We start from the raw sequence: 22794 nt of genomic DNA on the forward strand, positions 1-22794 counted from the left end.
ATAAAAATATACAGGCTAAAGCAACAGAACTTTGATAATTTCTTTTGAGCTTGTCATATCGAGTAGCTATTCCTCTAAATTGCTTTAATCTACAAAACATATTTTCAACTAAATGCCTGATTTTATATAAACACCAGTCCATATGGTCATTGTTCGATTGGCTATTTGTTTTCTTTGGTATATTCGCTTTAGTCCCTGTTTTCCTGATCTGTTCACGCAGTGGTTCTGAATCATAGCCTTTATCTGCACATACCACTTTTGTCTCTTTTAAATCTAATGTTGATATTAAATCAGGTGCAACTTTAACATCATGTGTGGTTCCATCGGTAATCATGAAATCAATAGGATTGCCATGTGCATCAACAATCAAATGTATTTTTGAGGAGTTTCCTCCTACACTTTTAGAAATAGATTGATTCGCTATACCGGCAGAATGTTGATGAGCACGTACATGAGAGCCATCAATAAAAATCCACTCCATATCGGGGCATGAGGCTAGTAATTTGAATAATCTAAGTAACTTACCGCTGCTTGACCAACGATTAAAACGTTTGAAAATAGAGTTTGAATGACCAAAACAAGAAGGAATATCTCGCCACGGACAGCCTGTTCTAATTCTATAGAGAATAGCTTCAATAAAATTGCGTAAATTTGAGTTGTGGTGAATGGATAAATTACGCAGAATAACTTTCAACTTTTGCCAGTGTTGATCTGTCAGCATGGTACGAGGCATAGCGAATAGTAAAATTGGGTTTGGCGATTTGATTTTACTACTTCGCTATTTTTTTAAACTAAAAGTGTCAACACACCCTAGTTATTTGTAGTCATAAATTTAGTCCCCACTTGTTTTTAAGTGGGGACTAAATTAAGGCTTATAGGATGAATTCATAAGGTGTGTTCAGCGAACACTTACGTTTTGAATAGATTTAAGGAATTAGGCAGACCTCATACCCAAGTTGTCACTTGAATTTGGATAACTTAGGGAAGATCTATCTCTAAAGCCTTTATCCAACAGAGTCGTTTTTATCCTAGGGTCCTTACCACTTGTATTCTTTACAAACATATATTTAAAAAAGTGTAGCAAGTTGCTACACTTTTCGCTAGATCAGCTCTTTACCAAAAATATCATTCAGTCTTTCACGAATACTTTGAACGAATTCTGGATTATTTTTAAGTTTATGCTTCATATTTCGTTTAAAGTCATTCAGCCCCATACCAATTTCAGCAAAATCCATTTGGAATAAAGTGTCATTAATGACAATATTTGCTTGAGAGTCAGTGAGGCATCCTACTTTTTTAAACCACTTCTTGAACTGCTGATAATTTTCATCATTATTAAAAATATACCAAGAACGTACATTCGTATCGAATTTAGCCCCTAATTCTTTTACGGATGCATTGTCTTCAAATGGAACATCAAGATAGATTTTTTCAATCACTGCAATTTCATCCAGTGCCTTATCAGCAATCCGATGATGCAGTTTAAAATTCACACCTACAATTGGACGGCCTTTCTTAACGGTTTCATACTCTAATTGTAGATCTGTATTTTCGTTAATTTCTGCCACTATTTTGTCTAATACATAGCGTCTAAAATCTACCCAGCGATCATATTTGGTTTCATTAATATCAATCAGTGCTTTCAAGTTTTCTAAAAGTAATGGCACTTCATAACTCTTTTGATTGGCGTACTTAAATTCGTTTTTAATGAAATAAGTATAAAGACTCATACTGGCAACAGAATCTAGGGCAAAAAGATGTTTTAGCTGATAGGTAGTAAAATTACCCCCAGCCAGTTGAGTGAAATACGGCAACACCTCACTAGTAAAACGAATCTGAATCGCATTTTTAGAGTCATCTTCCCATCTTAACTCACGGATAATGGGAACGACAGAATGTACTTTTTTAGTCTTTCTCTTACCATTATCAGCAGGCTCCTCAATAATAAAATGAGCTACCCGGGATGAAAGCTCTTTATAGATCCGATCTATTGCAACATTAATTGAGTTACGTTTATTTAATCCTAGTAAATCTGCCAAATCATCCTTATACAAATAAATATAAGTTTGTTCGGTAATTTCACCATCTACCCTATTTTTCTCACTATAATTCGCAACCGCCATTGCATATAGAAGTGCCTTATATTCATTGGATGACAACTCGATTGGGCGAATTAAGCGGTTACTGGTACTGACAACGCCATTATGGCGAATGTTGCCTATACAGTAGGGAATATAATTCGTTTCTTCTTGCAATGGTTCAGATTCTGTCATAACCGTGATATTTATAATTTGACTTAGTTTTTATATACAAAAGTGGAAAAACTTTCAAGACTTTCACCACAAGATTCTAAAAGTGGAAGGTCCGTCATCAAAAAAAAGCGTTATTATCCGATTTTTTGCCTTTAAAGTGGAATTAAATACAGTATTTCCACCCTACAGTGACAGACCTTCCACCTTTAGCCCCCGAAATTACAGTTTAGAATGACTATTTTTACTTTTTTCACCCACATTCAGATAGGTTAAGTTAAATAGAAACCCTGATGTGACAAGGCTTCCACCTTTCAGTTAGATTCGAAAGGTATAACTGCACATATAATCATCAGGAAATATCCAATAAAAACAGATTATCCACAGGTTAAGAACATACAGTGACAACCCTTCCACCTTTAAGGCTTAGTTACGAGACTTTATTAACATATTAAATAATTGTTTTTTAAATTATTTTTAAATAAAAATAGCGGTTTAAAAAATAGCAGTGACAAACCTTCCACCCTAGTGACAGACCTTCCACTTTAGAGTGACAAACCTTCCACTTTAGAGTGACAGACCTTCCACTTTATGGTGACAAACCTTCCACTTTTAAAACTCTAAGCATTTGTTTTATATAATAAAAATGCACTCTTAATTATTAATTAGCTAAATAACTAATTATTCTAATTATTAATTAAGCTAGCTTAGTTAAAGATTTATTTTTAAGCTGTTTTACATCTGAACAAATAGGATTTATAAATTTTAAAACTATAGTAAGATGAGTGAAAGTTATTTATATTACTAAACATTCAAATACGGAAGCATCTGACACGCATGTCTGCAAAAATTATTACTGTTGCTAACCATAAAGGCGGATGTGGCAAAACAACGACTGTTGTGCACCTAGCCTCAGAACTTGCCAATCTGGGCAACAAGGTTTTAGTCATTGATTTAGATCCTCAAGCAAACGCAAGTTTACACATTGGGATCCAACATCCAAGCGAAATTGTTGTGACTACAGCAGAATTACTAGTGGGCGATATTTCGTTGTTGGCAGATGCATTACAAGAAGAAACGAACTTTGAAAAAGTATCATTAATTTATGGTTCCTTGAATTTAGGAAAAACTGAAGACCAACTAAAAGAAGAAGCTCCCCGTCCTTCTGAAGAGTTAAATATCAAGTTAGAACTGTTAAAAGATCTTTATGATTTTATATTGATCGACTGTCCACCTAGTCTTAAATTATTAACCAGCAATGCCCTGGCATCTTCAACACATGTCATTATCCCTATCGAATCCGGATCACAATATGGATTGTATGGGGTAACAGATCTTTTAAATCATCTTGAAAAGATCAAACGTATTAATCCAGATTTAGAGCTTTTAGGCGCTTTACTAATTAAGCATGATGAACGTCAGAATGTCTGTAAGCTGATTCGGAATGAAGCCTTGAAACAGGTAGGAAAACTTTTAGAGACTACCATTCCTCAAAGTACTAAAGTTAATCAAGCAGCGATTCTGCAACAATCACTTTTGAACGTAGAAAAAAATTCAAAAGTACGTAAGGCTTTTGAAAGCCTTGCCAATGAAATTGTAGCTAAAGTTTAAACCTGAGAGTATTATGGCAAGCACCAAAGAGCTTTTAGCTCAGAAACTGAAACAGAATACAGAAAAACATCAGCAAGCACAGAAAGACAATATTAGAGAGCTGAAAGAGTTTAGACGTAATGTTCCTATTGAGGATATCAGCCGTAGTCCAAACCAGCCGCGTAAATTATTTGAAGAGTCACAATTAAAAGAACTGGCGGATTCCATTGACGAAGTCGGTCTTTTGCAGCCCATTACAGTGCGTAAACTTGATAATCTGAAATATGAACTCATTGCAGGCGAGCGGCGCTTACGGGCGCACCATTTACTCGGCAAGTCTGTGATTGAAGCTATTATCATTGATGCGAATAATGTAGAAGCATCTTTGTTAACCTTAGCAGAGAATTTAAAGCGTCAGGACCTGACAGATTATGAAATTTTTATTGGCCTGAACTCACTTGATGAGAAGTTAAAGAAAAACAAGCAACGTTTAGCCAATTCACTGGGTTTAAATCGCGAAGATATGTACAAGTATTTAGCGTACGAAAAACTGCCTCAAGTAATTTTAAATGACCTTGATGTGGAACCAGGCCTACTAGGTCGTACTGCTGCAACTGCATTCAAAAAATTTCTGTCAGATCATATAGAGCAACTTTCTGAGGCCGAAAAGGCTTTGCTAGGGGCTTGGGAAAAAGTAAAAGACAAAAAACTAGAGCAAAGTAAAGTTACTGCCTATGCTGAAAAAATATTGAGTCAGGATCCAGGAAAACTGACCACAACATCTGTGGTTAGAAAAATTGAATATGCAGGTAAGATTGCGGGGAATATCAAACTCAATCAAAAACAGCTTAAGGTTTCTCTGAATATCTCGGAAATTGACGAAGCTAGTCTCTTACAACTAGAAGATTTTTTAAAACAGCTTATTCAGAAAAGTGAAAAAGTGTAGCAAGTTGCTACACTTCTTTTGACAATCTCAAACTAGGGCGTATTATCAATTAAGCCAGAAAGATCGCTGATAAGAAGTTTTGAGCCAATTTATCATAGCGTGTGGCAATAGCACGATATTGTTTGAGCTTGGCAAAAAATTTCTCGATCAGATGTCTTGCCTTGTAGATATGTCAATCATAATCACGCTGATCAATAGAATTACTTTTCGCTGGCATCACAACTTGACCCTTCGCCTCTAAAATTAGATCAATGACCCGATCCCTGGAGTTGTAGGCTTTATCCATAAGCCAGGTCTGGCTCAACGATAAGTCCAGCAACACATCTGAACCGTTTAAGTCATGAACCTGCCCATCCGTGAGATAAAATCCTGTCGGGTTGCCTAAAGCATCAGTTCGGGCATGAATTTTGGTGCTTAAGCCCCCTTTACTGCGCTTATTCGCCTGATTTCCCCCTAGCGCTGTGTTGGTAAGCACGTACAATGGGGTGCAGTCTAACATCACATATTCATTGTCACGGTCATGTGACAGCACTTCAAAGACTCTCTGCCACACACCTGTTTTAGCCCAAAGACTAAAACGAGTATGCACTACTCTAAAATCACCGAAGCGTTCGGGTAAGTCTCGCCACGGGATACCTGAACGATAGCGCTTCAACAAATAGTCGGTTATCTTTGGCCGTTACTCCAACAGTACCCATTCGTCCAGGTAACAGATCTTTAACCTGTTCCCACTGATCATCTATTAATGCATAGCGTTTATTCATGAAGAAATTATGAGGACCGGTAGGATTTTCTCAAGCTAATTGATGACACACTAATTCAAAATAAAAAAAGGTTTTTAAATATTATTTCTATAAGTCAATGTGACATTGACTTATACCAGGTTTTAATTGACTCAGCTTAGATAGTGTATGGGGGCCTAAAAAATTAATTAATTTATGTCTATAGAAAAAATAGAAATAAATGGACATATATCAATGATGTATGGTTGTTTTTTTATAATAAATAGCCTAAGTGATCGTTAGTGAATAGATGTTTTTTTTGGTGCGGTATAATTACCTGAAAATCCAGACATCAGTTATAAAATGAGATAAATTTTGAAGGACGCCAGCTTTAAACCACAGCTTTCATTTTTTGTCTACATACAGCAGCCCAAGACGTTACCCAGTGTCACGTTACGGAACCGCACTCAGTGCGCTTGCCGAATTCAACAGTCTGGAGATCTTAGTATATTGCCCTATAAAGCTCATTTTATTAAAGATAATCTTTAATAGTCAAAGGCATTCAAATGTATATATAGATAGGGACTGTGTCAGGAAATGTGCTATTAGAGGTGGGCAATAATGTCTAGAATCAAGGTACGTGATTTTCTCAGTCGGCTATTACGAATAGCCGCCGATTTTGTAGATGCCTTTTAATTAGATTAGACTGTCACCACTCTCCTAGACAAATTTAGTCTATTCTTTTTGCATAAATGATAACATTATGAATGGACAACGATGTTCTCTCAGAATCACGTATTAATCATGCTGCTAAACATTCTCATTAAAACAAGGGAATGCATCTTTTTACTGATCGTACCTTGTTTTTAGTTTTCCTCTGTTCTTTAATTTAGTACTATCTTTATCATTTATGAGCACTCACTGGATTCACTGAATGAAGTATATGGAAATCAGAGATTTGATTGAGGCTGAATTGAAAAATTATAGTTCTAATCAAATGATTCCATCCGAACGGTACTTGGCATTAAAGTTTGACTGTTCAAGGGAAACAGTGCGTAAGGCCTATGAACAGCTTCGTGCCGAAGATAAAATTTTCAAACGGCAAAATCTCGGCTGGTTCGTGAGTAATAAAAAAATTCAATATTCTCCAAACTCAATTGAAAATTTTCGTTCTTATATGAAGGCACAGGGTTTTAATGTCAGAACTGAACTAATCTCGACCAGACAGTTGGAGCGATTGGATCACAGTAATCTTTTTAGTGAAGAAAATCGTAAATTGGGCTTTATTGAAATTATTCGTTTACGTTATGCTGATGATGTACCTGTACTTCTAGAATATAATTATTTACCTGTTGCGCTGTTTCCAAATGTGCTGAATTATGATGTGATTACTTCGGTCCAAGATGTCATTAAAAATCACTTTCATTATAATTACACGAGTAGTCAGTTAAAAATTAAAAATACCGGTGTGTCTCATTTTGAGAGCCAGCACTTGGGTATTCCTTTAAGTCAAACCGCCACTTATATTGAACGTATTTCAAAATCAGATGATCTAGTGATTGAATATGACATCGAAATCTGGTCACAGGACAAAATTGAAATGACCTTAGATATTCAAGCATAAGCTTATATTTATATCCTGCCCATTCAAATCCTAAGAAGTTAAATGGTTTTAGGATTTTTTTTATTTTCTTAGATTAGCATTAGACCGCCTTCATAAATCATTCTTACTCAGTTGCAAATTATAAATTCCAGCAACTAGATTGAATCTCAAAAGGGGGGCTTTTAGCTCTATTGCGATAACGTTCTGAAAGCATTTTGAAAGTTTTTAGACTGCCAATCCATACTTAATTTCTATTCTTCTTTATTGATTTCCTGATTATAGATTTTTAGTTCAGGATCCAGTTTACAGCGGCTTTTGGCCTCTAATGGCAACAGGGTATTGGGAAGCGCGTTTGATTGAGGTTAAGCAGGCAGGGAAAATTAGACGTTATATCACTTTATTAATGGACCCAAAGACATATCCACTGATAGGCTTGGCGAAGCTTTATGCTCAGCGCTGGGAAATAAAAATGTGTTACCGAGAAATCAAAAGTGATTTACAGGAGGGCAAGCATTTGAGGAGCAAGCAACCTGATTTAATTTATCAAGAATTATGGGGGGTATTGCCTATAATATTCTAAGAAGACAATGAAACATATGGCTCAACGTGCAAAAGTCAGTCCTTTGAGAACCAGCTTTCATATTGCATCTATTGGCATTCTGAATATATTAAGATTCGACTCTTTAGACTCCGCAGGTAATTTACCTAAACATTTAGAAAGTTTACTGGAAAAATCTAAGAGATATGTTTTGCCTGAGAGGGAGTGAGGAGTTGCCCACGAGTTATGAAAGGGACACCACAGAAATACCCAAGAAAATGCCAGTCAATTTCTTAACTGACCGGCATTCCTTTAATTAAGGGCTTTCAGATGATTCAGATTTTTTGTCTTTCTCATTTCCATAATCTAAAGCAGCCTGTTGCGCTTCGGCGGCGGCAGTTGCTTCTATTGGGATGGATTCATCTGCAATAGCTACTGTTCCAGTAAATCCAAATAAGCTCAGGATTAGAATCTTTGAATACTTTTCCATCTGAATTTCCTCTGCGTTTCTAAAACTTAATTTCAGTGTAGAGGGTAAGTTTAAATTCCGATGTATGAGCTATGTCTGCATATGTAAGATATTCAGGATCCAAGTTATAGAACCTCGGGTTTATGTAAGAATCCTTATCGGATGAGTTTTTTTGTAGCATTGACTGGCCAAATACAGACCGATTTTCTTGAAAATCTTTTATAGGGAAGATAATTTAATGGCAAATTATAAAAAGAGCATAGCAATGGTCAACTGCGGTAATCCCCCTACAATAAAATCCAAGAAGACATAAACAATATGAAACCAACTACGATGAAATGGATCGGCAATAATATTGAGTTAAATGACATGCAGGGTGTCCATACTTTCTTATTAAGTTTAGAAGAAGAAGGTGGTGTTGATTAATCGCAGTATGTCATGAGTCTTATACAGGACATCGCCCAGTACATAAGGTTAAGTTTGAAAAGAATTAACACCTCCTCTGAGATATTTTTCTTTACCAGCCCTGTTTTTGTAACATCTAGTAATTTTTTTGTAACCTTATTGTTATTTATTGTTCACTTTGTTTATTATATAAAAGATAAAAGGTGGAGAATTTAAGATGCTCACCAAGGTCGAAGCCATTGTGATTTTACTAATGGTAATTGCATTAATACTCATTATTTATGAAATGAGACAAGGACTTAATTGGACTTTATAAACGCTTTCTCAGTTTAAAAAAAGTCCTCAATTGATGGCATTAATTTATTTGTCAGAAGTTTCAAAATTTTGATCTTACCCTGGGCTGACTAAAGATGAATAATATCTATATTGGTGATATTGTTTACCTAGTTTACGGTAGTCATCCAATGATGGTTGAAAAATTGCAGGATAATTTAGTTACTTGTATATGGTTCAGTGATAAAAAACATTTTTTCCGCGAGAATTTTCCCTTAAATATCTTAATAAAAAAACGTAATTCAACAAAATATACCTGTATAGATTAAGCTTGAAAATTATCTTAAAGCTTCAATAGAACTGAATCAAAGCACCTTAGGCGGGCGAATTCAAACATGAGGTGCGATAGTTTCAAAAGCCTTATGATAATCAATAAGCTGAGAAAATTTCTCTAATAGTGTAAGCCAATCTAACGCTTTTCTAGGACGAGTATTCAGTGACATGGCAACTTGATTTAAATAATGCTGATCTGCCTGATTTAAATCAATCCCTTTAGGTAAATATTGCCTAATTAAACCATTCATATTTTCGCATGTGCCTTTTTGCCATGGTGAATGTGGGTCACAGAAATATACATCTATGCCTAAATTTTACCATCTCACGTCCACGGTCATAGGTCAACGTTTCACGCAGTTCTCAGGTAAATATTTCAGAGCTAAAGCCTTGCGCACTGATTCTGCCTTTGCATCAGATAATGTTGCCAAGATACAGAGCTGTGTATTTCGTTCAATAAGTGTTGCTATCGAACTTTTATTGTCTTTACCTTTAATTAAATCGGCTTCCCAATGACCCGGTATCTTTCTTGAACTTCGGCTGGGCGCTCATGAATAGTTTTAATATCCTGTAATATAGAATCTTTTTTAGGTTCACCGTTAGCTTTTCGCTTTTTATTTTCATGATGCAGACAGGATAATAAGTCTTTTTTCAACTCACCCTTTGGTAATGCTCGTATCGTTGAATAAATCGTTGTATGGCTTACATTCATTGTTTGATCCAAATCAGGAATTGTCTTTAAACGCTTCGATATTTGCTGAGGAGACCATAAACAACGGATCGCTTCAACAATAAATCTCCAGAGGATTGAATCGATTTTGAGCTTTCTGTGACTACGTCTACGTCTAGCGAAGGTGTTATCAGAAGCATATCGAGCTTGATAAACGTCATTGATACTATTTCTTTTAAGCTCACCATAGATCGTACTTGGATGTCTTTTAATGAGTTCGGCAAATTTTCTTGGTGAAAAGCCTTCTTTTCTTGACTCAAGCATTAATGCAGTACGATCTTCAAAGTTAAGATGATGGTATGACAATTTTATATACTCCATACCCTTTAAATTAATTAGGTGGTTTATGTCGCACTTCAAGTTTTACTCTGCCTTGCCTCTAATATTATTGAGAAACTGATTGATCAAAGTATTTCAAATTAAGAAATAAATAATTTTATATTTAGCTCTGATGGGATAACCATCAGGGTATTTTTTTGTCATTAAAATCTAATTTGAGACATCATTATGAATGATTTTTTTTAGAAACGAATCGAAGCATCAAAATCAATGACATTGAAGTTCGTCAGATACAGATAAAAGACTTCGATACCTGGGCAATCCATACTGAGCCGTTAAAGAACTTCATTAAAGACCAAAATCATTCAAGTGTACAACCATGGCATGTGTTACTGATCTGAACAATGAATCACTGGTAGAATTTGCTGCTGAGGAACATGGATTTAAAGAGCTACTTAGTGAAGTCATGAAAATGAATTACGGTGCATTTCAAAACTATGTTATCGCTTGAACTGAGGATCAGAAAGCTTGTTTGAATTGATGTATTTCATCCGCAGATTAGGCGCGAATGCTAAGAAATCTGGAGTTCGAATATTAACCAAAAAGAAGATCATTTTTTGATTTATGCGAGAGATCTATTCTATTTTTATATTTATAAGGCTAAACTTGCCTTCAATTTAATACTGGTATGTACCACTTAATTTTAGGGCGTGTCTTCAATATTAAATGTATTTAAAAATACTGTTTGCATGTTCGCCTAAACGATGATTTTCCATTATTAGATAATGATCTAGCTCAGGAATAGTGATGATGACCATAATTACCAATGATTTAGGTCATGGTATGGGCAATGCCTGGGAAAATAAAGACTGGGCACATATTTCTGATCCAGAATTACAAAGCCTGCAGCAGCAATATTCCTGTTTACAAGGTCATTTTGAGATTTTGTGGTATAGTCCCCGGCCATTTTCATCTGCGGCTCTGGTCAAGGTGGAGCAGGATTTTGTGATCAGGGATGAAGCAGTCGCGCATCAGTATTTGATTAAGCGCAGCCATTGTTCCTTTCGTCGTGCCCGCGATATTTTACAGGAGCATGCTGTTCTTCAGCATTTAGCTAGCAAAGAAGTTCCTGTTGCAGCATTGATTAGCTCAAATCAAGGTTTGACTGCTTTAGAGCTAGGTGACTGGACCTATGAAGTCTATGCAAAAGCAGTCGGCTTAGATCTGTATGCAGATCAGCAATCCTGGAAACCTTTTTTCTATGCTGAACATGCTGCGAAAGCGGGGCAATTACTGGCAAGGTTACATATGGCCATGCAGGATTTTCCTGAGCAGCAAGGCCGATCAGCATCTTATTTATTGTCCAATCAGCAGCTTTTAGACAGTGAAAATATCGTTACAGCCATTCAACGGCGCATTGTAAACAGTCCAGAATTAAGCCGTTATTTTGCCGACAAAAATTTAGATCCTTACTTTTTAGATCGAATCTTACAGGTTCACCAGCGTATTCAGCCTGTATTGCAACAGGCAAGCAAAATTTGGACCCATAACGATTTACACGCTTCTAATCTGTTTTGGTCAGCGCCGGATGCCAAAGCTGAAATTACTGCCGTAATTGATTTTGGTTTATCTGACCGAAACTCTGCACTTTATGATCTGGCTGTGACGATTGAACGTAATTTTATTGATTGGTTGGAATTAGAGCAGAGCCCACATATTCAGATTGATGAAGCTGGTTTAACCGCCTTTCTACATGCTTATTTTTCTGAAGTACATCCACAAGAAGATTTTAGTATTTTGCCAGAACTACTGAAAATCGTGCATCTGGATTTCGCTTTTTCAGAGCTTGAGTATTTTGTGGGTATTACCCACAACCTAAACCATGCAGATGCGGCTTATTACGACTGGATTATCGGTCATGTGGACTGGTTCTTTGGCGAACAAGGTCAACAATTTACCCAGACTTTAACTCGGCTCATTCAACATGAATTGCAAGCTTCTCAATGCTCTCTCTAAACCCAGCATCATCACCCATTTCAAAGACATAAGGTTTCGTATGAACACTCGTCAACTCAAACAGAATGTATTAACCCGATCTTTAAATATGATCATTCTGTCGCAGCTGTGTTTAATCCCGCTGACTTATGCTGAAGACGCTGTGCAACAGCTTGACACGATTGTTATAACAGCCGATCAAAGTATCCCTTACACGAGTACCAAAGTGAATATTGAAGGTTTTGGTACGGAGAATTTGCAAAAAATACCTGCATCAGTTTCTATCTTGACTGCCGATCTCATCGCTGAACAACATGCCCGTGTGCTGAGCGATGTTGTAAAAAATGATGCAGCCATCGGTGAGGGCTATGCTGCAATTGGCTATTATCCAAACTTTGTCTCGCGTGGCTTTGCACTCGATTTGGCATCAAGCTACCTCATTAATGGCAATGTGATTCGTGGTGAACAAAATGTTGCACTTGAAAACAAAGAACGTGTGGAAATTTTAAAAGGCATTTCCGCGATTCAAAGTGGTATGTCGACCCCGGGTGGTGTGGTCAATTATGTCACCAAGCGACCTAAAGATATCCAGGCCCTGACATTCTCTGCTGATCAACATGGACAGTTTTCAGTGGCAACTGATCTAGGTGGTTTTTGGGGTGATGAGCAACAATTCGGATATCGCATCAATCTGGTGAATGAACAGATTGAGTCTTATGTCGATCATGTGGATGGTGAACGCTATTTAGCGGCATTGGCCTTAGATTGGAAAACATCTGAGCAATCTAAATTGGAATTTGATCTTGAAGCACAGCGTTCCGAACAAAGATCAGTGCCAGGCTATCAATTACTCGATGGCAAAGTCCCAGAAAATGTGAAATGGGATCGATTGCTGGGTTACCAGACTTGGGGCAAACCGGTCACGATCGATAGTCTGAATAGCAGTTTAAAATATAGCTATGCTTTGAATAGTGACTGGAACCTGGGACTCGTTGCAGCACACAGTAAATCCAGAGTTGATGACTATTCAAGCTTTGCTTATGGTTATTATCGGGAAGGCTGTCTGGAAGCGTATTCCTGTAACACGTTTGGTAAAGCTGGCGAGTATGATATTTACGATTATCAGAATCCAGATGAAACCTTTAAAACCAATCAATTTAAAGTCAAATTGGATGGGGTGATTGATACCAATTGGGTACAACATCACCTTAACTTTGATTTGACTTACACCGATAAATCTAGAAATCGTTACAACGGTATAAACCAGTACATAAATTCAGAAGACTATGTTGGTAATATTTACCAAGATACCTACGACAGGATCCCAGAAGAAGGAAATCTAGGTCCTTATTTTAAAGCTTTAGACAGTAAACAAACTGCATTGACGTTTATTGATCGTATTGAATGGAATGAACATTGGACCACTTTGATTGGCGGAAAATGGATCGAGCTGGATGAACAAGCATATGATGCAGATCGGGTAAAAGTCCGCGATACTGATTTAGGCAAATTTTTACCGCAATTTGCGATCAGCTATAGCCCCTTGGAATCGACTACCGTCTATGCCTCGTATGCTAAAGGCCTGTCAGATGGAAAAACAGCGCCTTGGTTTGCAGAGAATGCGGCTGAAACTCTAGCACCGATCTATTCAGAGCAATATGAAATTGGTTTCAAACAACAGATCCATGATTTCCTGTTGACTGCAGCCGTTTTTGATTTACGTCAGGACAATCAATATAGCAAGCCGATTTCAGGACTTCGCTATTTTATTGCGGAAGGCGAACAGCATAGTCAGGGCCTGGAATTAGGACTGAATGGTGCATTAACCGACCATCTGGCCTTAACTTCATCTTTAGCCTTGACCAAAGCCCGTTTAGAAAATGTGGAAGCGGTTGAATATGGTAATCATCAGGCGCAAAACGTGCCAAAAGCTCGTTTCGCAACACATCTTCGCTATAACGTACCGAGCATTGCAGGTTTCACTGTTCTGGCAGGTGGTCAATACCGTTCCAGCAAATATGCCAACAAAGAGGGTGCTGCGAAAGTTGCAGGTTATAGTGTGGTTGATTTAGGCGCTGCTTATCAATTTAAGCTAAATACGACCGATGCATTGCTGCGCTTGAATATTAATAATCTGTTTAACAAGAAATACTGGCGTGATGCAGGTGAATTTTTGGGTGACGATTATTTATTCTTGGGTTCGCCACGTACAGCAACCTTTTCATTCAATCTGAACTTCTAAATTGGCTGCTTAATCAGGTTATATTGCTATGGAAAATATAGAAATTGCAGCGTTCATTTTAAACGTTTTAGGTGTCTGGTTGACCTCCAAACAATATAAAGTCTGCTGGTTGGTGAATATTGTCGCTGTATTTTTATATATGATTATTTTTTATCGCGTCAATTTATTTGCAGACGCAGCATTACAAGCCGTATTTATCTTGATGCAACTGTATGGCTGGTATAGCTGGTCAAAGAAAAATCATGACCAGGCTATCACCGTGCAGATTGGCTATTTGAATAAAAAAATCTGGGTATATAGCCTGATTGTGGGTATTGTCGCCGGTCTGGTGATTGGCGCCTTATTTGCTCATTTCACCACAGCATCACTCCCTTGGTTGGATTCCATGTTGGCCTCTTTTAGCTTGGTGGCAAGTTATTGGGCGGCCAAAAAATATATTGAAAGCTGGGGATTATGGTGTGTTCTAGATGTGATTTATGTCGGTATGTACACCCATAAATCATTGTATTTAACAGCCGTACTCTATTTTCTCTTTATTCTTCTGGCACTCAATGGCTGGAGAATGTGGCGAAATCTTTATAGAGTGAAATTATCTTGAAATGACACTATTGCAAATAGAAATTTGAGGTGATGCTCTTTCCTTTAAAAAAAGTATTTATAGACTAAAAACTTTATTTGAATTGGCCGCAGCTTGAAGATGTTGCTGATATTTTGTGAAAGCTAGCTACCATACATTCAAAGCGAACCGAAGTTCGCTTTGAATGTATTTCACTTCTTAAAAGAACCCGGCTGGTTTGGTCGAATAGCTGACTAGCAAGTTTTTAGTCTGCTGATAATGATCCAGCATCATTCTATGATTCTCACGCCCAATCCCTGATTTTTTATAACCACCGAAAGCCGCATGGGCAGGGTAGATGTGATAACAGTTAGTCCAGACCCGACCTGCCTGAATAGCACGGCCTGCACGGTAAGATGTATGCGCTGAGCGTGACCAGACACCGGCACCAAGTCCATAAATCGTATCATTGGCGATCTTGATCGCATCATCGAAGTCTTTGAAGGTGGTCACAGCCAGTACAGGCCCGAAGATTTCTTCCTGGAAGGTCTTCATGTCATTAGTGCCTTTAAAGATGGTTGGTTCAATATAGAAACCTTGACCCACTTCCTGACGTGCTTCACCACCGGTCAGGATCTGTGCGCCTTCTTCACGTCCAGTGGCAATACAACCCAGAATCTTGTCCTGCTGTTCCTGTGAGGCTTGCGCACCAATCATGGTGTCGGTATCTAACGGATGACCGGTTTTAATGCGTTGTACCCGTTCTACTGCACGCGCTAAAAACTCATCGGCAATACTTTCCTGTACCAAGGCCCGGGAAGGGCAGGTACAGATTTCACCCTGGTTCAGGGCAAACATGGCAAAGCCTTCCAGAGCTTTGTCCAGATAATCGTCTTCCTGATCCATAATGTCGGCAAAGAACAAGTTTGGTGATTTACCGCCAAGTTCCAGCGTCACCGGAATAATATTTTCAGTCGCATATTGCATGATCATCTGACCCACGGCGGTTGAACCGGTAAAGGCAATCTTGGCAATGCGTGGATTGGTCGCCAGTGGACGGCCGACTTCGACCCCATAGCCATTGACGATATTTAATACGCCCGGCGGCAAAATGTCCTGAATCAGTTCAGCGAGCACCAGAATACTGACCGGGGTCTGTTCTGCAGGTTTCAGCACAATACAGTTGCCTGCAGCCAAGGCTGGCGCGAGTTTCCAGGCGGCCATCAGAATCGGGAAGTTCCAGGGAATGATTTGTCCGACTACACCAAGCGGTTCATGAAAATGGTAGGCGATAGTATCTTCATCAATTTCGGAAATGCCACCTTCCTGAGCCCGGATACAGCCGGCAAAATAACGGAAATGGTCAATGGCCAGTGGAATATCGGCAGCCAGCGTTTCACGGATCGGTTTTCCATTGTCCCAGGTTTCTGCTACAGCCAACATTTCCAGATTTTGTTCCAGACGGTCGGCAATTTTCAACAGAATATTGGAGCGGGTGGTCGGCGATGACCGGTTCCATTGTTCTTTGGCTTTGTGCGCTGCATCCAGGGCTAATTCAATGTCTTCTACAGAAGAACGCGGAACCTTGGTAAAGACTTTGCCATCTACCGGAGAGATGTTGTCAAAGTATTCACCTTTGACCGGAGTGACCCATTCGCCACCAATGAAATTATCGTATTGTGCTTTAAAATGAACTTTTGAATCAGGTTGATTAGGATCGACGTAACGCATATGTATTTCCTTTGCTTATTTTCGTGTGACCAAACTGCTTCTACAGCTTTGGTATAAGGTACTTATGTACGCTATTTGATTAACATAACTGGTATAAGGTTGGAGAAAGGTTGGAGTGAAGCAGGTTTACACTCTTTTCGATCTGTCTTAAAAGAATAAAGATTACAATGGATGTAAATCATGAATTGTTGTGAGAATAAGGAATGATGACAAAACAAAATTTGGCGCAAAAAAGGCACAATATCGATCAGCTTCGGCAAAGTAGCAGTTTATCTCCCCTGCATGCAGAACAGCTGGGACAGAGTATTGCCAGCTCTTGGCAGCGCTCATCCTCGGCTGAAATCCCTAAGAATCGTTTAGCAGCACCGCTGACAGATATAAAAAAGACCACTTCTTCTTTAACTTTAGCCTATGCTCTACGCCATTGTGCACAAGACTTGAAACATATTGCAGAGCAGTCATCGATGGTGTTGGCAGTCGGTGATATAGGCAGCACCATCATCTGGACAGCGTCCAGCCCGCAAATGCAAAGTGCCGCAGAAAGTGTACATTTTATTGAAGGTGGACAATGGCGCGAAGAGCTAGTCGGAACCAATGCATTGGCATTATCCTTAAAAACTCAACAATCCAGCTGTGTCTTTTCCAGTGAACATTACATGTCCTCCATTCATGATTGGGTTTGTTACGCTGCTCCGATTATTGATCCCTATTCAAAACAGGTCTTAGGTGTCATTGATCTGTCAACTACCTGGCCAAAGCATAACAGTTTAGCACTACTAGCTGCGGAGCGCTGTGCTACGATCATCCAGTCGGCTCTACTAGAATGCCAGAAGCAGCGCCTGTTTATTCGGGCTTTTTCAGTACCTCAAGTGCTGTTTAATGGCAAGGTGCTGGTTCTGACCCCTCGACAGATTGAAATTCTAGCCATTCTGGCCTTATGTCCGCAGGGCCTGAGTCTAGATACCTTGCATCAGGCCTTATATGGCGAACGCAAGGTCAGTATGGGGACTTTAAAAGCAGAAATGTCACAATTACGCGATTTATTAGGTGGTATGCTGGGTTCCAGACCCTATCGTTTATTGGCGCATGTAGAGGCTGATTTTTTAATGACAGAGCAATCTTTAGATGCTGGGTATATCGATTCAGCCTTGAAATTATGTACCGGCGTATTTCTGGCCAAAACAGAAAGTCCATTTCTATGCGCCTGGAGAGATTGTCTGGAATCACGCCTGAGCGATGCCATTTTCAAGGCTAATGAAACCGATGTCCTGCTGAAACATGTGGCACATTTTCCTGAAGCGATTGATGCTGTAGAACGCCTGATTGAACTGATGCCCAAAAACCATCCCGTTCATCAGACTCTGTTAAAATATAAAAATCTTTAAAGCTGATGTAACTGTCGGTACAAAGCTAAACAGTTAAAATAGGAAAATTCTGGAATATTAAGTATTATCCTTGCTTACTGTGGGTTTACTTATTAATTTAGACTGAACCTGATCCTAAAATTTTTATCAGTGGCTACCCAGTTTGCCTAGCTGCTTGATGGGATGCTCTTCATTAACATCAGCTACGCTCACCTTCATGTCATTTGAAGGACGCGCAGTTTATTCCTCAGGGATCAAATATAATCGTAAGATAATACGCTATAAAATTTTATTTGTGGCTGGAACGGGCTAAAAAAAATCTTGGCATTTTTCTACCATGGGATTAATGACGATATTCATAATGAAAGGGGCTTGATAAAAAAGAAACACCCCCCCCGTTTTTATCCTCTTATGAAGGCAAAAGGATCAGCCAGGAACAGGAAAATGCATGTCTGCTCTTGGCACACTTCCTCAGGAAGTGAAACAGGGGCTGTTAAAAATGTAAGTCAGATACTTGGAGAGAATACTTACATTGAGGTACTACATCGCCGCTTTAAAAATATCTACCACTTGGGCATGGTTGGCTTTACGTGGATTGGTCAACATGCAGGCATCTTTTTGTGCATTTTCCGCCATGATGGCCAAGTCAGCTTCTTTTACATTCAATTCCGTCAGCCCAGATGGAATACCAATTGAAGCCGAAAGCTGACGAATGGCGCCAATCGCTTCATAAGCTGCTCCAGTTACGGTTAAACCTTCTGTATTCACCCCCATCAATTGGGCAATTTTGGCATAACGTTCAGGACAAGCAATCAGGTTAAATTCACAAACATGGGGGAGCAGAATTGCATTACAAACACCATGCGGCAAGTTGTAGAAGCCTCCGAGCTGATGTGCCATCGCATGCACATATCCTAAAGAGGCGTTGTTAAAGGCCATTCCGGCAAGATATTGGGCATAGCTCATGGCATCCCGTGCTTCCAGATTATCCCCATTCGCCACTGCCAGGCTAAGCCATTCGCTGATCATGGTAATCGCCTTTTCTGCACAGGCATCAGTGATTGGATTTGCTGCCGTAGACACATAAGCTTCTACTGCATGCGTCAAGGCATCCATACCTGTTGCCGCAGTCAGCCCTGCAGGTTTGGCCAACATAAGTTTAGGGTCATCAATCGCAATGAGTGGTGTACAACGCCAATCTACAATCGCCATTTTCACATGGGTATCGGTATTGGTAATGATACAGAAACGTGTCATCTCCGAAGCTGTCCCTGCCGTGGTATTGATTGCAATCAGTGGTGTCATCGGGACGGTACTTTTATCAATCCCTTCATAATCACGGATATGTCCGCCACCTGCAGTGACTAGACCAATGCCTTTGGCACAGTCATGTGATGAACCCCCACCTAACGATACAATAAAATCACAGGCATTTTCATTATAAGCTGTAACTCCATGATGCACGTTAATATCAGTTGGATTGGGTTCCGCGCCTGGGAAAATATAACTGTCAACACCCGCCTCTTTCAAATAATTTGCAATATCATCTGCAACACCAAATTTAAACAGCCCCGCATCAGTTACAATCAGCGCTTTCTTGGCACCTAAATTTTGTGCTTTTATCCCGATTTCTTTAGCACAGCCCGGACCAAAAAGTGAAACACAGGGAATATAAAAACCGTTAGTTTGATCTGAAATATTTTTAAAAGCCATGGCGTGATTCCTTCTACCATTAATTGATTATTTTATCGGTGACCCTCACCGTAATATAAGTATTGGATGAAGTGAAAAAGAATCCTACCTACCAAATACCTACCAATTTAAATTTCTGATTCTAGCCAAAATAATGAATCTGAAATATTTAAAAGTAGGTTGGCAAGGTTTAGCAGATACTGGGTAGATTGGTTCAATAGAGGGCATGTAAGTAGCGCACTAGGCTGTTTACTACTTTCTGATTTTAAATAAATACTAAAATGCTTTATTCATTTTTAAGATAAAGATAAACAGTACAGGGCTTAGAAATACCCATAAAGCCACAAAGCTAATACTGGAGCTAAACTGGGTACGTAATAAAAACATCGCGACGAATAAGAAAATACCCGCAGTGAATTTAGTGTGCGTAGGAAAATTAGCTAAAAAAGCGTAACGAGATTTTCGGGTTTTTAGGATCTGCTTTGCACTTACCGCATAAAAACCAAAACAGCTCAGCCAAAGCAGACCGATCACTGCAATCCATATCATGTGGAAGACTCCTGCTGCGCAGATTTTAGTTTGGCGTGAATTTTATTGACCGCCTTTTGCTGAATAGGGGTAATTTTCTGGTGTAACAATAGGGCGAGAAGTGCCAAGTTCCACAGCATCAGATCGATTCGCAGAAATGGCCAGTAAGTTGTAAAAGAATCAATATAATCATGGAAAATGAGATAATAAATATTGATCAGCGGCAGCATAAAAGCAGTACCAATCAGGATTTTAAGCTGAATTTTCCATAAATATTGCTGCGGTGTTAAACATGCCAGAATGAAACTGCCGAGCCAAATACTGAAAAAACTATAAATCTCATAATTTGGTGCACCTACAGGGATGCTGATAAAACGATTCGCATAGAGATAAGCCAGCATGGCAATCGGCAAGCCAAGTATCATGGTGATATTCAAGCGGTTCACCAAATAATGTCCGAGATGAAACCGCGCTGATTTTTTCTGAATCTGGCGTTTCAGACTCCACAGCAGCAGACCGGAGGCAATCATGGCGCAGCCCAATATGCCAGAGAAAAACAATCCTAAACGTAAAGCAGGTTCAGCAAAACGTGCCATATGCAAACCATACATGCCGGCATTGAGTGTGGCAATTGCACTTTCATTGCGTGTATTTTCAAGCAATTTTCCGGTAGCAGCATTTAAAATGAGCTGTGCCTGATTTCGGGTAATGGAATGATCTTTGAGCTGTGTTAAGGTTATGTGTGCCAGCTGGGTATTGGGCTGCTTGACCGTGATATTGTCAAATTCCGCATGTCCCCAGTGTTGCTGCGCCGTGCTAATAAAATGTTGAATTGGCAGCATCTCGGTTTTCACCGGAACCACAGAGTTGGCCAATACATTGACTGTGCGAATTTCTTCAAAATACTGAAAGGGATTGTCTGGATAGAGTTTTTTCATGCCGGAAGGCAGTACGATATAAAAGAAAATCGCCAGCCCGGTAAATGTCATGGTCAAAAAGAACGGCAGGGCAATCACTGAACTAACATTATGAAAATCCAGATAGGAGCGCTGCCCCTTAAATGCTCTTAAGGTAAAAAAGTCTGTCAGGATTTTTTTATGGGTAATGATTCCTGAAATCAGAGTCAATAACATGATAAAGGCAGCAATCGTCACAATCAGCCGACCAATGGTGTAGGGCATACCATAGAGCTGAAAATGAAAATTATAGAAAAAATCTCCCCCTTGGGTGGCCGAGAGGTTTAATTCTTTTCCTGTCGAAGCATCCAGGGTTTTGACTTCATAGCCACCATCCGCTTTTTGCCAGTAGACTTTATTCACAGGTGAATCTTGATTGGCGACTCCGATATACCAGTTTTGGGCGTCCGGTGCATGCTGCTGTAAATAGCTGTAAGCAGATTTTAAGGCAGTTTCCTGATTGACTTGTATTGAGGCAAATTCAGGCTGCATCCATATACTGATTTCATGCCGGTAATAGGTGACCGCGCCTGTTAAAAAGATCGCGAAGAGCAGCCAGCCAAAACTTAAACCTAACCATGAATGTAGCCATGCCATGGATTGACGGACAGATTTATGCATGGTTTAACCTATGAAGCGGGAGATGGTAAATAAGCTAAGGAAAGGAAGCAGGCTATAGACCGAAAGCTTTTTTAAACTCTGGATAGAGAAGATGCCAATCACAAAACAGACATAAAAAATCAGGGCAATAACGGCGGCCAAATAGACGGATTCTGCTTTGGGCAGAAAAGCCTGTAGAAAGTAAGCCAGATCGAGTGCGATCAAATAACTGCACAAGTAGCCCATCCCAAAGCTCATGCCTAAGCGATAGAAAATGGCGAGTGGCTGCACTACAACAGACATCATATTTGGCCTTGAATAAATCTATACTGATGAAAATCTAAAAACTTAATAAACAAAACTTAAAGTCGTGACCAGATACTGTTTTTTATAGGCCTGCTGATTCAATTTTCCGGCCTTGTCTGCTTCTTTGCCAACTTCAATGACATATTGACCTTTCCATGGCGTGGCGATCGTAATCTGGCCTTGGCCGTTGGTGGTGTATTTTTTTAGCCAGAATTGCGGGGAAAAGACAGTGACTTCAACATCCGCAGCAGCTTTACCCTGATACAGTACCGTAAATGTATTGCTGTTGATCTGGGTCGGGACAATATCCAGTTCGGACTCTGCTTTCAAGTTTTGTCTGCCGGATTTGGCATGATAGCTCAGCAATGATTCTCCATAGATCAATTCATGAGTGAGCTGGACATCGGTCTGGCCTTGGGTTGCATAGAGCAAATGATCCTGTTGCATTTGAGGACTAAATGTTTTTTTGGCCTGAACGGCCTTTGCCTGATTGAAAGACTTGAGGGCACCTTGCTGCGTTTCTTTGAGCTGTTCACTATATTCACCAAAGAACGCATGAGTCTGCTGATTTGTGCCACGTTCTAGCCAAAGCATATGCGCCTGAGCTGAAAGTGTCATAGACAGTCCAAGGGTCAAAGCGATCATTTTTTTCATTTGTTTTACCTATTTTTGTGTATGTAGTGATGA

17 protein-coding genes and 3 pseudogenes are annotated in these 22794 nt (G+C 39.3%); 9 read left to right on the forward strand and 11 right to left on the reverse strand.

What is annotated here, in order from left to right; all coding sequences use genetic code 11:
- Positions 1-733 (reverse strand): IS5-like element ISAba31 family transposase (locus AC13CK_RS01960; RefSeq protein WP_425880204.1); only part of this gene is annotated, 733 nt, incomplete at its 3' end.
- Between the two features lie 367 nt (positions 734-1100).
- Entirely contained in the window at positions 1101-2273 is a 1173-nt protein-coding gene (locus AC13CK_RS01965) for a replication initiation protein (RefSeq protein ID WP_004647771.1), read from the reverse strand.
- An 813-nt stretch (positions 2274-3086) separates the two neighbouring features.
- Between AC13CK_RS01965 and AC13CK_RS01970 the strand changes: the two genes are divergently transcribed.
- Both AC13CK_RS01970 and AC13CK_RS01975 read left to right on the forward strand, forming a co-directional pair.
- The gene (locus AC13CK_RS01970; RefSeq protein WP_004647772.1) at positions 3087-3860 is read left to right on the forward strand and encodes a ParA family protein; all 774 of its coding nucleotides are present in this window, start codon (positions 3087-3089) and stop codon (positions 3858-3860) included.
- A 13-nt stretch (positions 3861-3873) separates the two neighbouring features.
- Complete coding sequence (locus AC13CK_RS01975; RefSeq protein ID WP_004647773.1) at positions 3874-4785, forward strand: ParB/RepB/Spo0J family partition protein; 912 nt, start codon at positions 3874-3876, stop codon at positions 4783-4785.
- A gap of 49 nt (positions 4786-4834) precedes the next feature.
- Here the strand turns inward: AC13CK_RS01975 and AC13CK_RS01980 are convergent.
- Positions 4835-5549: pseudogene (locus AC13CK_RS01980) on the reverse strand (IS5 family transposase).
- A gap of 892 nt (positions 5550-6441) precedes the next feature.
- On the opposite strand from AC13CK_RS01980, the gene AC13CK_RS01985 reads away from it, so the two are divergent.
- Positions 6442-7131, forward strand: a complete 690-nt coding sequence (locus AC13CK_RS01985; protein ID WP_004647775.1) for a GntR family transcriptional regulator — start codon at positions 6442-6444, stop codon at positions 7129-7131.
- Between the two features lie 316 nt (positions 7132-7447).
- A pseudogene (locus AC13CK_RS01990) lies at positions 7448-7945 on the forward strand (IS4 family transposase); the annotation flags it as partial.
- Between the two features lie 19 nt (positions 7946-7964).
- On the opposite strand, the gene AC13CK_RS01995 reads toward AC13CK_RS01990, so the two are convergent.
- Both AC13CK_RS01995 and AC13CK_RS02000 read right to left on the reverse strand, forming a co-directional pair.
- A complete protein-coding gene (locus AC13CK_RS01995; protein WP_167367476.1) occupies positions 7965-8138 on the reverse strand; it encodes a hypothetical protein in 174 nt (57 codons plus the stop codon).
- A 1046-nt stretch (positions 8139-9184) separates the two neighbouring features.
- A pseudogene (locus AC13CK_RS02000) lies at positions 9185-10179 on the reverse strand (IS30 family transposase).
- 337 nt (positions 10180-10516) lie between these two features.
- On the opposite strand from AC13CK_RS02000, the gene AC13CK_RS02005 reads away from it, so the two are divergent.
- From AC13CK_RS02005 to pnuC, 4 genes are all read left to right on the forward strand, one after another.
- A complete protein-coding gene (locus AC13CK_RS02005) occupies positions 10517-10648 on the forward strand; it encodes a hypothetical protein (protein WP_005100775.1) in 132 nt (43 codons plus the stop codon).
- 299 nt (positions 10649-10947) lie between these two features.
- Positions 10948-12153 (forward strand): phosphotransferase enzyme family protein, encoded by a 1206-nt coding sequence (locus AC13CK_RS02010; RefSeq protein ID WP_048881954.1) that lies wholly within the window; start codon positions 10948-10950, stop codon positions 12151-12153.
- Positions 12154-12193: 40 nt separating this feature from the next.
- A complete protein-coding gene (locus AC13CK_RS02015) occupies positions 12194-14374 on the forward strand; it encodes a TonB-dependent siderophore receptor (RefSeq protein ID WP_482830901.1) in 2181 nt (726 codons plus the stop codon).
- Between the two features lie 28 nt (positions 14375-14402).
- Positions 14403-14972 carry a nicotinamide riboside transporter PnuC gene (pnuC, locus tag AC13CK_RS02020; protein ID WP_034705460.1) on the forward strand — a complete coding sequence of 190 codons (570 nt, stop codon included), beginning with the start codon at positions 14403-14405 and terminating at the stop codon, positions 14970-14972.
- Between the two features lie 177 nt (positions 14973-15149).
- On the opposite strand, the gene exaC is transcribed toward pnuC, so the two are convergent.
- On the reverse strand, positions 15150-16661 hold the full coding sequence (gene exaC / locus AC13CK_RS02025) for an acetaldehyde dehydrogenase ExaC (RefSeq protein ID WP_482830902.1): 1512 nt from the start codon (positions 16659-16661) through the stop codon (positions 15150-15152).
- A 203-nt stretch (positions 16662-16864) separates the two neighbouring features.
- On the opposite strand from exaC, the gene AC13CK_RS02030 reads away from it, so the two are divergent.
- Positions 16865-18046 carry a transcriptional regulator gene (locus AC13CK_RS02030; protein ID WP_310078214.1) on the forward strand — a complete coding sequence of 394 codons (1182 nt, stop codon included), beginning with the start codon at positions 16865-16867 and terminating at the stop codon, positions 18044-18046.
- Positions 18047-18565: 519 nt separating this feature from the next.
- On the opposite strand, the gene mdh is transcribed toward AC13CK_RS02030, so the two are convergent.
- From mdh to AC13CK_RS02055, 5 genes are all read right to left on the reverse strand, one after another.
- Positions 18566-19738 carry an iron-dependent methanol dehydrogenase gene (gene mdh, locus AC13CK_RS02035; RefSeq protein ID WP_071850974.1) on the reverse strand — a complete coding sequence of 391 codons (1173 nt, stop codon included), beginning with the start codon at positions 19736-19738 and terminating at the stop codon, positions 18566-18568.
- 255 nt (positions 19739-19993) lie between these two features.
- Complete coding sequence (locus AC13CK_RS02040; protein WP_004647794.1) at positions 19994-20266, reverse strand: hypothetical protein; 273 nt, start codon at positions 20264-20266, stop codon at positions 19994-19996.
- Complete coding sequence (locus tag AC13CK_RS02045; protein WP_482830903.1) at positions 20263-21822, reverse strand: PepSY-associated TM helix domain-containing protein; 1560 nt, start codon at positions 21820-21822, stop codon at positions 20263-20265. The genes AC13CK_RS02040 and AC13CK_RS02045 overlap by 4 nt, the downstream gene beginning before the upstream one ends.
- A 3-nt stretch (positions 21823-21825) precedes the next feature.
- Positions 21826-22107, reverse strand: a complete 282-nt coding sequence (locus AC13CK_RS02050) for a hypothetical protein (protein ID WP_482830904.1) — start codon at positions 22105-22107, stop codon at positions 21826-21828.
- Between the two features lie 42 nt (positions 22108-22149).
- A complete protein-coding gene (locus AC13CK_RS02055) occupies positions 22150-22761 on the reverse strand; it encodes a DUF4198 domain-containing protein (RefSeq protein WP_004647798.1) in 612 nt (203 codons plus the stop codon).
- Between the last annotated feature and the right edge of the window lie 33 nt (positions 22762-22794).

It is taken from the genome of Acinetobacter sp. L-24, assembly GCF_056857555.1.

Coding starts and splice junctions, on each gene's coding strand:
- AC13CK_RS02005 (WP_005100775.1), top strand. CDS start 10,517: ATGGCATGTGTTACTGATCTGAACAATGAATCACTGGTAGAATTTGCT.
- exaC (WP_482830902.1), bottom strand. CDS start 16,661: ATGCGTTACGTCGATCCTAATCAACCTGATTCAAAAGTTCATTTTAAA.
- AC13CK_RS01965 (WP_004647771.1), bottom strand. CDS start 2,273: ATGACAGAATCTGAACCATTGCAAGAAGAAACGAATTATATTCCCTAC.
- AC13CK_RS02045 (WP_482830903.1), bottom strand. CDS start 21,822: ATGCATAAATCTGTCCGTCAATCCATGGCATGGCTACATTCATGGTTA.
- AC13CK_RS02050 (WP_482830904.1), bottom strand. CDS start 22,107: ATGATGTCTGTTGTAGTGCAGCCACTCGCCATTTTCTATCGCTTAGGC.
- AC13CK_RS01985 (WP_004647775.1), top strand. CDS start 6,442: ATGAAGTATATGGAAATCAGAGATTTGATTGAGGCTGAATTGAAAAAT.
- AC13CK_RS02015 (WP_482830901.1), top strand. CDS start 12,194: ATGAACACTCGTCAACTCAAACAGAATGTATTAACCCGATCTTTAAAT.
- AC13CK_RS01975 (WP_004647773.1), top strand. CDS start 3,874: ATGGCAAGCACCAAAGAGCTTTTAGCTCAGAAACTGAAACAGAATACA.
- AC13CK_RS02055 (WP_004647798.1), bottom strand. CDS start 22,761: ATGAAAAAAATGATCGCTTTGACCCTTGGACTGTCTATGACACTTTCA.
- AC13CK_RS01970 (WP_004647772.1), top strand. CDS start 3,087: ATGTCTGCAAAAATTATTACTGTTGCTAACCATAAAGGCGGATGTGGC.
- mdh (WP_071850974.1), bottom strand. CDS start 19,738: ATGGCTTTTAAAAATATTTCAGATCAAACTAACGGTTTTTATATTCCC.
- pnuC (WP_034705460.1), top strand. CDS start 14,403: ATGGAAAATATAGAAATTGCAGCGTTCATTTTAAACGTTTTAGGTGTC.
- AC13CK_RS02040 (WP_004647794.1), bottom strand. CDS start 20,266: ATGATATGGATTGCAGTGATCGGTCTGCTTTGGCTGAGCTGTTTTGGT.
- AC13CK_RS02030 (WP_310078214.1), top strand. CDS start 16,865: ATGATGACAAAACAAAATTTGGCGCAAAAAAGGCACAATATCGATCAG.
- AC13CK_RS02010 (WP_048881954.1), top strand. CDS start 10,948: ATGACCATAATTACCAATGATTTAGGTCATGGTATGGGCAATGCCTGG.
- AC13CK_RS01995 (WP_167367476.1), bottom strand. CDS start 8,138: ATGGAAAAGTATTCAAAGATTCTAATCCTGAGCTTATTTGGATTTACT.